Consider the following 7,211-nt stretch of genomic DNA (forward strand, 5'->3'; position numbering starts at 1 on the left):
TTCTTGGTTTCAAGTAATAACTGCAATTCTTAATTAGCGAGTAAATCAACTCGCTGCCCTAAAAACATTTCATTCGGTGACTTGAAACTCCTTGTTGCTCTTGGACGCTCATTTAAACGATCCATCACAAACTGAATATCTTCGTCACTCACCTCATTGAAATCCGTGCCCTTTGGAAAATACTGCCGTATCAAGCCATTCGTATTTTCATTCGTGCCTCGCTCCCAGGATGCATACGGATTAGCAAAGTAAATATCTGCTTCCAACCTTTCTCCAATCGACTCGTGAGCGGAAAACTCAAGGCCATTATCAAAAGTCATGGTCTTTACTTTTTCTTTTATTTCAGCCATCGCTTTCACTGCTTCTTCGGCTAACAGGTCTGCACGCTTCCCTGTTAAGCGCCTTATCACGGTATACAGCGTTTTGCGCTCAACTAATGTTAATAACGCACCCTTACGACCCTGGCCAATGATCGTATCTCCTTCCCAATCTCCAATCCTATTACGCCTATCAACAACATCAGGACGATCATTAATACTCACACGGTTTTTTATCTTACCTCGCTTGTCAGAATGACCATAGCGCTTACGATAGGGCTTAGGAATGATTCTAAGATGCGTATATAAATCACCACCTTCTTGCCTGTTGTTATATATGAGTTGATAAATCGTCTCGTGGTGTAACGAGGTGTTTTCATGCTTTTTCAAGTAGCCTACCACTTGCTGTGGACTAAGGTCCTGACGAATCAGTTTTACAATTTTAACGTGTATTTCATTGGATACCTTCCGTGCTTTATATGCGGAGGATCGCCTGTCATCTGACTGTTGTTGTGCCTGTTTGGGGCGATATCCGCGAAGCCCTTTATTCCGCGTTAATTCACGAGAGATGGTTGATGGATTTCGTTCCAAGTTCTCAGCAATTTCTTTTTGATTTAATCCTGCTTTTAAAAGCGCGTAAATCTGGTATCGTTCATGTTCAGTCAGCTGAGTGTAGTTCATAGTGCTTTATCTCTTGGTCGGGAGAAGCGCAAACTCTATCAGCTGACTTCTCTCATGCCAATTGCACTTATTATCCGAAACCGCGATTCATTAGTGCTTGGCAGCTCTTTTCTAACTTGCCCACAACCTCTTTATTAATGCGATGTTTGACCTGTTTAATTGCGCAGTTTAATGCAGGTATTAGTTTTTTATGTTTCTTATTTAAATAGTGAAAAATAATGATTTCCTGTAACGGTGGCTGAAGTGCTTTTACACCTTTCACGCCTGAAAGCGCTAAATTATTTGATTCATGAATTGCTACAACATCCACCCTATCCGCCTCAAGCGCTTTAAACAACTGGGTGCCAAAAGAGCCTAATAACAACACGCTTCATCCCTTTTGTTCCATACTCAGCGTATTTAGCTCCCCTTAAAACGCCTACACGGTATGGCTTTAAGCTTTTCCAGCCATCGATTTTTATATCAAGCTTTTTCGTGTAAGCGAGTACCTTCAAGCTAAACAAAGGTTCAGACACCATTACAAGATTAGGATACACTTTCTCCATCCCCGCAATCCGCCCACCTTCACCATCAGCCAACCCTGAGTTTACAGCCTCAAGTGAACGCTTATTTGGTAACAGTCGCAGATCAATCTCCATGCCAAGCTCAGCATACGCATCTACCAATACTTGCTTCATCAAGCGTACGTGGTTTTTATCCTGATCATCCAGCGTTACCAAAACAAATGGCTCTGCAGCATTCACCTTTGAGAAAAGGCCAACGCAAAACCACATGAAAGCCAATCGCCACACTACAGCTTTAAGCATTAAACAACCTTGCCAATAAAAATCATCAAATTCTGAAAGTTTGGTTAGTTTAATAATAGTTGCTATACAGTTTCTTTTTAAGAAATACGCCAGCAGAGTATTGTTGACTGCGTTTTTTGGAGACATAAAAAAACCCAGCACAATGGCTGGGTTCAAACTCACAAGAAATCACTTTATTTTAAAAAATATAAACTAGGCTAAGTGCCGGCGACGTTGGATAAAGTGATTACCCATTAATAAGAGAGTCAACAATAAGGGGATAGATAAGATATTAAGCAACTTGATTAAAGTGCCTAACTCTTCAATATCCTGTCCAAGCTGGTGTTGAACTTCTCTTAAGTCTTTACGAATACGTAACTTCTCTGCTTGAAAGCGTTCTAACGCCTCCTTTTGCTCTGGGCTTAACGTGAGCTTTTCTTCACCATCCTTACTAGCCTGTAAATCAGCCAGTTTGCTCTCAGTTTCTTCCAGTTGTTTCTGCAACTCACGCTCTTTTTCACGGAATTTATTTTCCGCTTCACGCTCAATGGCATCAACCAGATCAAAAGGACGAGAGAATTGGCCTCTACCTCGGATACTGATCAAGTCAGCATTACCAAGCATGTTATCAACCGAGTTTATGAACAAATCGCCATTACCTGCAAAAGGTTGCGCAAAAGTTTGCCCAAAGAACTGGCGAACACTGACCCAAAGGGGGTCGCCTAACACATCGGTATCTGCAATTACGACAACGTTGATATCACCTTTTGAAGCCGTTAATGGGTCAGGGAATAACACCTCTTCTTCTTTATCTTCTGCAGCATCCTGATCTTTAGCAACCTCTGCAGCATTAGCATCAGCTTTAGCAACTTCTTCTACTTTTGCCTCCCCAGCTTTGGCTCCATCATCAGAAGTGGCTTTATCAGCAGTCGCATTACCCGATGACGCTACAGCCTCCTCACCATCTGTTTTGCCTGCTGAATCAGCACTTTCCTTATCATCAGGATTAGCTTCTTCCTCTTTTTTCTCTGGAGGACCATCAGGAAATGCCGTTTTTACTGGGCCTTGAATCCGAGCAGCAACGGTATAATGTTCACCCGTTGGCTTAAAGTCATTAAACAATGTGCTTGGGTTTTGCAAAAAGGCAAACTTACTGGCATCAATCAGCATAGCCTCATCGCTAGACTGGATCAACGGTGTAAATGTAGTCACAGCCCCTTCAATAGGTGCTAAAGCACCTGCTGTAGCAAAATTAATGACTTCCAAATCCGCCATAACGACTTCATCTTTGGCAAAGTTGTCTTTGCCATAACCAACAATACCTAAGTGACGTGTAGGGCGCTGGCCTTGGCCTTGGCTGATTGACAACGCATGTTTGGCATCTCCCACCACTTTATCTTTGGTCATGGTGAGTCCCCAGGCCTTGAATAAAGCTTCCAGGTTAGAGGCTTTAGGGCCAAAGGCCATCATACCACCGCCACCAGTATCTTGGCTGGCTACAGGATCGACAAAAATCAATGCATTACCACCCCCCAGTACAAACTGATCAATCGCATACTGCGCATCATCAGAAATATCTTTAGGGTGGATAACAATCAGCAAATCCACATCATCATTGATTTTATTGAAGTCTAATCCCAGCCGCTCAACATTAAACAGCATATCCAACTGGGAAACTGCGACCCAAGGTTGTGAAGGCTGACGCGTCATCGGGTTAAACCCACCATCAACCTGAAGACCCGCGACTAACGCGAGCTTTGGTTTTTCTTTCTGGCTGGCTGCATAAATCAGCTTACTGATGTCATACTCAAGAAATTCTTCTTTATCCAGCTGAAAAAACTCAATGACTTCCCGATTGCCAGAATCACCTGTAGCTGCTAGACCAAAATAAACTTCAGGTCCACCTAAGCTAGTGGGTACTGCCTGTAAGCCATATTCAGCGGCTTTATCTTCAGACTCTGAAAAGGGTTCGGGATCGATCACTTCAAAGTTAAGATTATCACCCGCAATAAGCGAATACTCCTCCAACAGCTCTCGTACTCGCTTCGCGTAGCTCCGTAAACGCGGTAAGTCCTTAGTCAGCTTGTTAGAGAAAAACAGCTCCAACTTAACGGGTTGCTGCAAATTACGCAGCATATTATGGGTACCATCAGATAACGTATATAAATTATCTTCGGTTAAATCAGCCCGCCAGTTTTTAACTACGTTGTTAACCAATAACACCAACAGCAGTACAGATACTGCCAAAATCAATAAACCTGCACGAGAAAAGAGTTTCCTGGTCATTTCTCCACTCCTTAATCTGCTTTTTTCATATCAATAATGACTGCGGTTGCAAATAACCAGGCGCCAATCATAATCAGGAAATACAACAAATCACGTAAGTCGAGTACACCTTTACTAATTGCAGTAAAGTGCGTCAGAAAACTTAGTGAAGCAACGGTATCAAGCAACATGGTGGGTGCCCAAGACTGAAAAAAGTCCAGAACTAGCGCTGAACCGGCGACAACAAAGATAAAGCACACGACTACGGTAAGGATAAAAGCAATGACCTGATTACTGGTCAGTGCTGACATACAGGAACCAATCGACAGAAAAGCACCGGCCATTAACCAGCTACCCAAATAACTGGCAATAATGACTCCATTATCAGGATTACCCAACACATTCACCGTAATCCAGATAGGAAATGTCAAAGCCAGAGCTATTCCCGTAAACGCCCAGGCAGCCAAAAACTTGGCAAGAACTGCATCACGCAGCGTAATAGGCAAAGTTAGCAGTAATTCTAGCGTCCCAGATTTACGCTCTTCAGCCCATAAGCGCATAGCAATAGCAGGTATTAAAAATAAATACAGCCAGGGGTGAAAGTCAAAAAAGGGTAACAAATCCGCTTGTCGTCGCTCATAAAAGCCACCAATGTAAAAAGTAAAAACACTGGTAAGCAATAAAAAAATCACAATAAAAATATACGCCAGTGGTGTGGCAAAATAACTGCCTAATTCACGTCTAAAAATAATACCTACTTTGCCCATCAGGCAACCTCCTCTGCCTGTGACTCTTTCATGGTGACATTGCGAAAGACATCATCAAGCCGACCACGTTCTACAAAAAGCTGTTCAACCACCCAACCTTTATCCTGAATAAGCTTATTCACGCCAGAGAAAACTTCCGCACCTGACTTAGGAATCAGGGTGAATCGCTTAGTGCTTTCTGGGCTGACTTCTACCTCGGCTACCGCATCTAACGCCGTTAGATCATCCAACACATTGTTGGCAGTATCCACCTGTAGTGTGACAGCGTGGTGATAGCGTGAACGAGCTTCCAGCTCAGCAGGTTTACCATCTGCTACCAACTCACCTTTGGCAATAATAATGGCCCGATTACATACAGCACTCACCTCTTCCAATATATGCGTGGAAATAATAACTATCTTATCTTTAGATAAATTTCGAATCAGGTTACGCACTTGATGCTTTTGATTTGGGTCGAGACCATCAGTAGGCTCATCTAAAATCAGCACTTTAGGGTCATGCAATATCGCCTGGGCAATACCCACCCTTCGTTTAAAACCTTTGGATAGATTTTCAATACGGCGAGTAATCACACTATGCAAAGCCAGGTCCTCAACAACCTTATCAATACGCTGTTGAAGCTCAACGCTTTTAAAACCACGAATTTCACCAATAAAACGTAAATACTGCAGGGTCGTCATATCAGCATATGCAGGTGCTCCCTCAGGCAAGTAGCCAATTAGTTGTTTCGCGGCTAGTGGGTCTTTGACTACATCATGTTCAAAGACGGATATCGCCCCTTTACTTGGCGTTAAAAAGCCGCAAATCATTTTCATCGTCGTCGACTTCCCAGCCCCATTGGGTCCCAGAAAGCCCAACACTTCTCCAGGAGATACGGAGAACGAAATATCTTTAACTGCCTCAAAGTAGTCAAAGTTTTTGCTAAGGTGCTCGATCTTTATCATAAGCTTGCAACTTGTCTTGTAATAAACCGTTCGATTCCTTACGTGGGAATCTAATATGTTGGCGAAGATGATTTTTTCAAGTTACGCCTAGTGTTCAATACTGAGTAAATCTCACCGTGATGCCACGCTGGTCAAAATTATTGGGAGGCCATAACAGAAGAGAAGCTAACTCTTTCTTATACCCTACACTAGGGCTATAAGTAGCTATAGATGGATAAAGAGCTTTCCTTCTCTTTACTGAAAGATTGTGCCTCAAAATGCTAATGAGATAGACACTTTACTCGCTCAATAGTGACACTTTAACAAAAGCGCCTCAAAATCAGTCCCATCAGCACCTCAGTATAGACCGTTAACATTTTAGATCTCTCCATCACAGTTGTCATATACCACCTTACGAATAGACAAACCACACTTTCATGGTATCCCTTATACTTTATATGGTTTTAATTAGACGCTACTTTATGTATGTGTTGAAACAAGCGCTAGAAGACAACTCTATCGCTTAGTAGCCACTCTCAAACACAAATGACCATACAGTCAAAACTAAAAACTAATGAAAACCCTTTTGATCAGCTGGAATAATAACCGGACAAAAATACTAAAATAGAAAATAATAAACTAAAGCAAGGATACCGTGCCTTCAGGACAATGGTATATCGAAACCAATGCCTCTTTTTAAATCACCGTTATCCAAAACCTCGATAACGTCCACCAAGAGAGACTTATTGAATGCATACTGTTTTCAGGGTCCACTATACTATGTATCAGAAACTCATCAGGAAAGGAATAAATGACAAAAGCAAAGAGCGTTGTCACTTTGTTACTTCTAGCACAACTGTTAGTTAGTAAGCATCTTTTTGCGACAACAGTTTCCGTTTATGGTCTTGAAGCAATGCCTTATTGTGGAGTAATTGACGGAAAACCAGTTGGAATTGCTGTCGATATTCTTAATGAAGCCACTAAGTATGGAGCACCAAACTTTAAATTTTCTTTTGATGTTCCTTGGCCTAGAGCAATACTGAGAGTTCAACAGTCTAAAAATGAATTAGTCGCTATTATTCCCTTTACACGTTCACCTATACGAGAAGATAAGTTCAAATGGATTGCGGAAATTATGCCAACTGAGTATCGCTTTTATACATACAACAGAGCATCCCCCATACAATCAATTGATGAAAGTAAATAATCCACCTTCTTAGAAGGTGGTTTTGCTTTTAACCCCCTGAAAGGGGGCATTACATCACCCTCTCAGTAGGCTAACAAGCTATCCCCTACAAAAAACTAATTACTAAAAATCAAATTATTCTTGTCGTCTTTCAAGCTGTTCTTGATATCTGACATAATTTTTTATCATTTCTGCGTTCATACCAACTGTATCTACACAATAACCTTTAGCCCAAAAATGATTTCCCCAGTAAGGCCTTTGTTTCAAATCTGCTCATGTGTCTTTCC

At 41.8% G+C, this 7,211-nt stretch carries 8 protein-coding genes; 1 reads left to right on the forward strand and 7 read right to left on the reverse strand.

Features of this window, described 5'->3' with window-relative positions; all coding sequences use genetic code 11:
* Positions 1–29: 29 nt before the first annotated feature.
* The 6 genes from F607_RS0123265 to F607_RS0123290 form a co-directional block, all read right to left on the reverse strand.
* Positions 30–998 carry an IS30 family transposase gene (locus tag F607_RS0123265; protein ID WP_027709386.1) on the reverse strand — a complete coding sequence of 323 codons (969 nt, stop codon included), beginning with the start codon at positions 996–998 and terminating at the stop codon, positions 30–32.
* Positions 999–1,068: 70 nt separating this feature from the next.
* Complete coding sequence (locus tag F607_RS0123270) at positions 1,069–1,365, reverse strand: hypothetical protein (protein WP_027709986.1); 297 nt, start codon at positions 1,363–1,365, stop codon at positions 1,069–1,071.
* Positions 1,328–1,966 (reverse strand): type 2 periplasmic-binding domain-containing protein, encoded by a 639-nt coding sequence (locus tag F607_RS0123275; RefSeq protein ID WP_027709987.1) that lies wholly within the window; start codon positions 1,964–1,966, stop codon positions 1,328–1,330. The genes F607_RS0123270 and F607_RS0123275 overlap by 38 nt, the downstream gene beginning before the upstream one ends.
* Before the next feature lie 30 nt (positions 1,967–1,996).
* Positions 1,997–4,069 carry a GldG family protein gene (locus F607_RS0123280; protein WP_027709988.1) on the reverse strand — a complete coding sequence of 691 codons (2,073 nt, stop codon included), beginning with the start codon at positions 4,067–4,069 and terminating at the stop codon, positions 1,997–1,999.
* 11 nt (positions 4,070–4,080) lie between these two features.
* A complete protein-coding gene (locus tag F607_RS0123285; protein ID WP_027709989.1) occupies positions 4,081–4,815 on the reverse strand; it encodes an ABC transporter permease subunit in 735 nt (244 codons plus the stop codon).
* On the reverse strand, positions 4,815–5,759 hold the full coding sequence (locus F607_RS0123290; RefSeq protein WP_027709990.1) for an ABC transporter ATP-binding protein: 945 nt from the start codon (positions 5,757–5,759) through the stop codon (positions 4,815–4,817). Before F607_RS0123290 ends, F607_RS0123285 begins: the two co-directional genes overlap by 1 nt.
* A 790-nt stretch (positions 5,760–6,549) precedes the next feature.
* On the opposite strand from F607_RS0123290, the gene F607_RS0123295 reads away from it, so the two are divergent.
* Positions 6,550–6,945: a type 2 periplasmic-binding domain-containing protein gene (locus tag F607_RS0123295; protein ID WP_027709991.1), complete on the forward strand. Its 396-nt coding sequence runs from the start codon at positions 6,550–6,552 to the stop codon at positions 6,943–6,945.
* 114 nt (positions 6,946–7,059) lie between these two features.
* On the opposite strand, the gene F607_RS33780 is transcribed toward F607_RS0123295, so the two are convergent.
* A complete protein-coding gene (locus tag F607_RS33780; protein ID WP_230400453.1) occupies positions 7,060–7,191 on the reverse strand; it encodes a transposase in 132 nt (43 codons plus the stop codon).
* Between the last annotated feature and the right edge of the window lie 20 nt (positions 7,192–7,211).

It is taken from the genome of Zooshikella ganghwensis DSM 15267, from assembly GCF_000428585.1.
GTDB lineage: Bacteria > Pseudomonadota > Gammaproteobacteria > Pseudomonadales > Zooshikellaceae > Zooshikella > Zooshikella ganghwensis.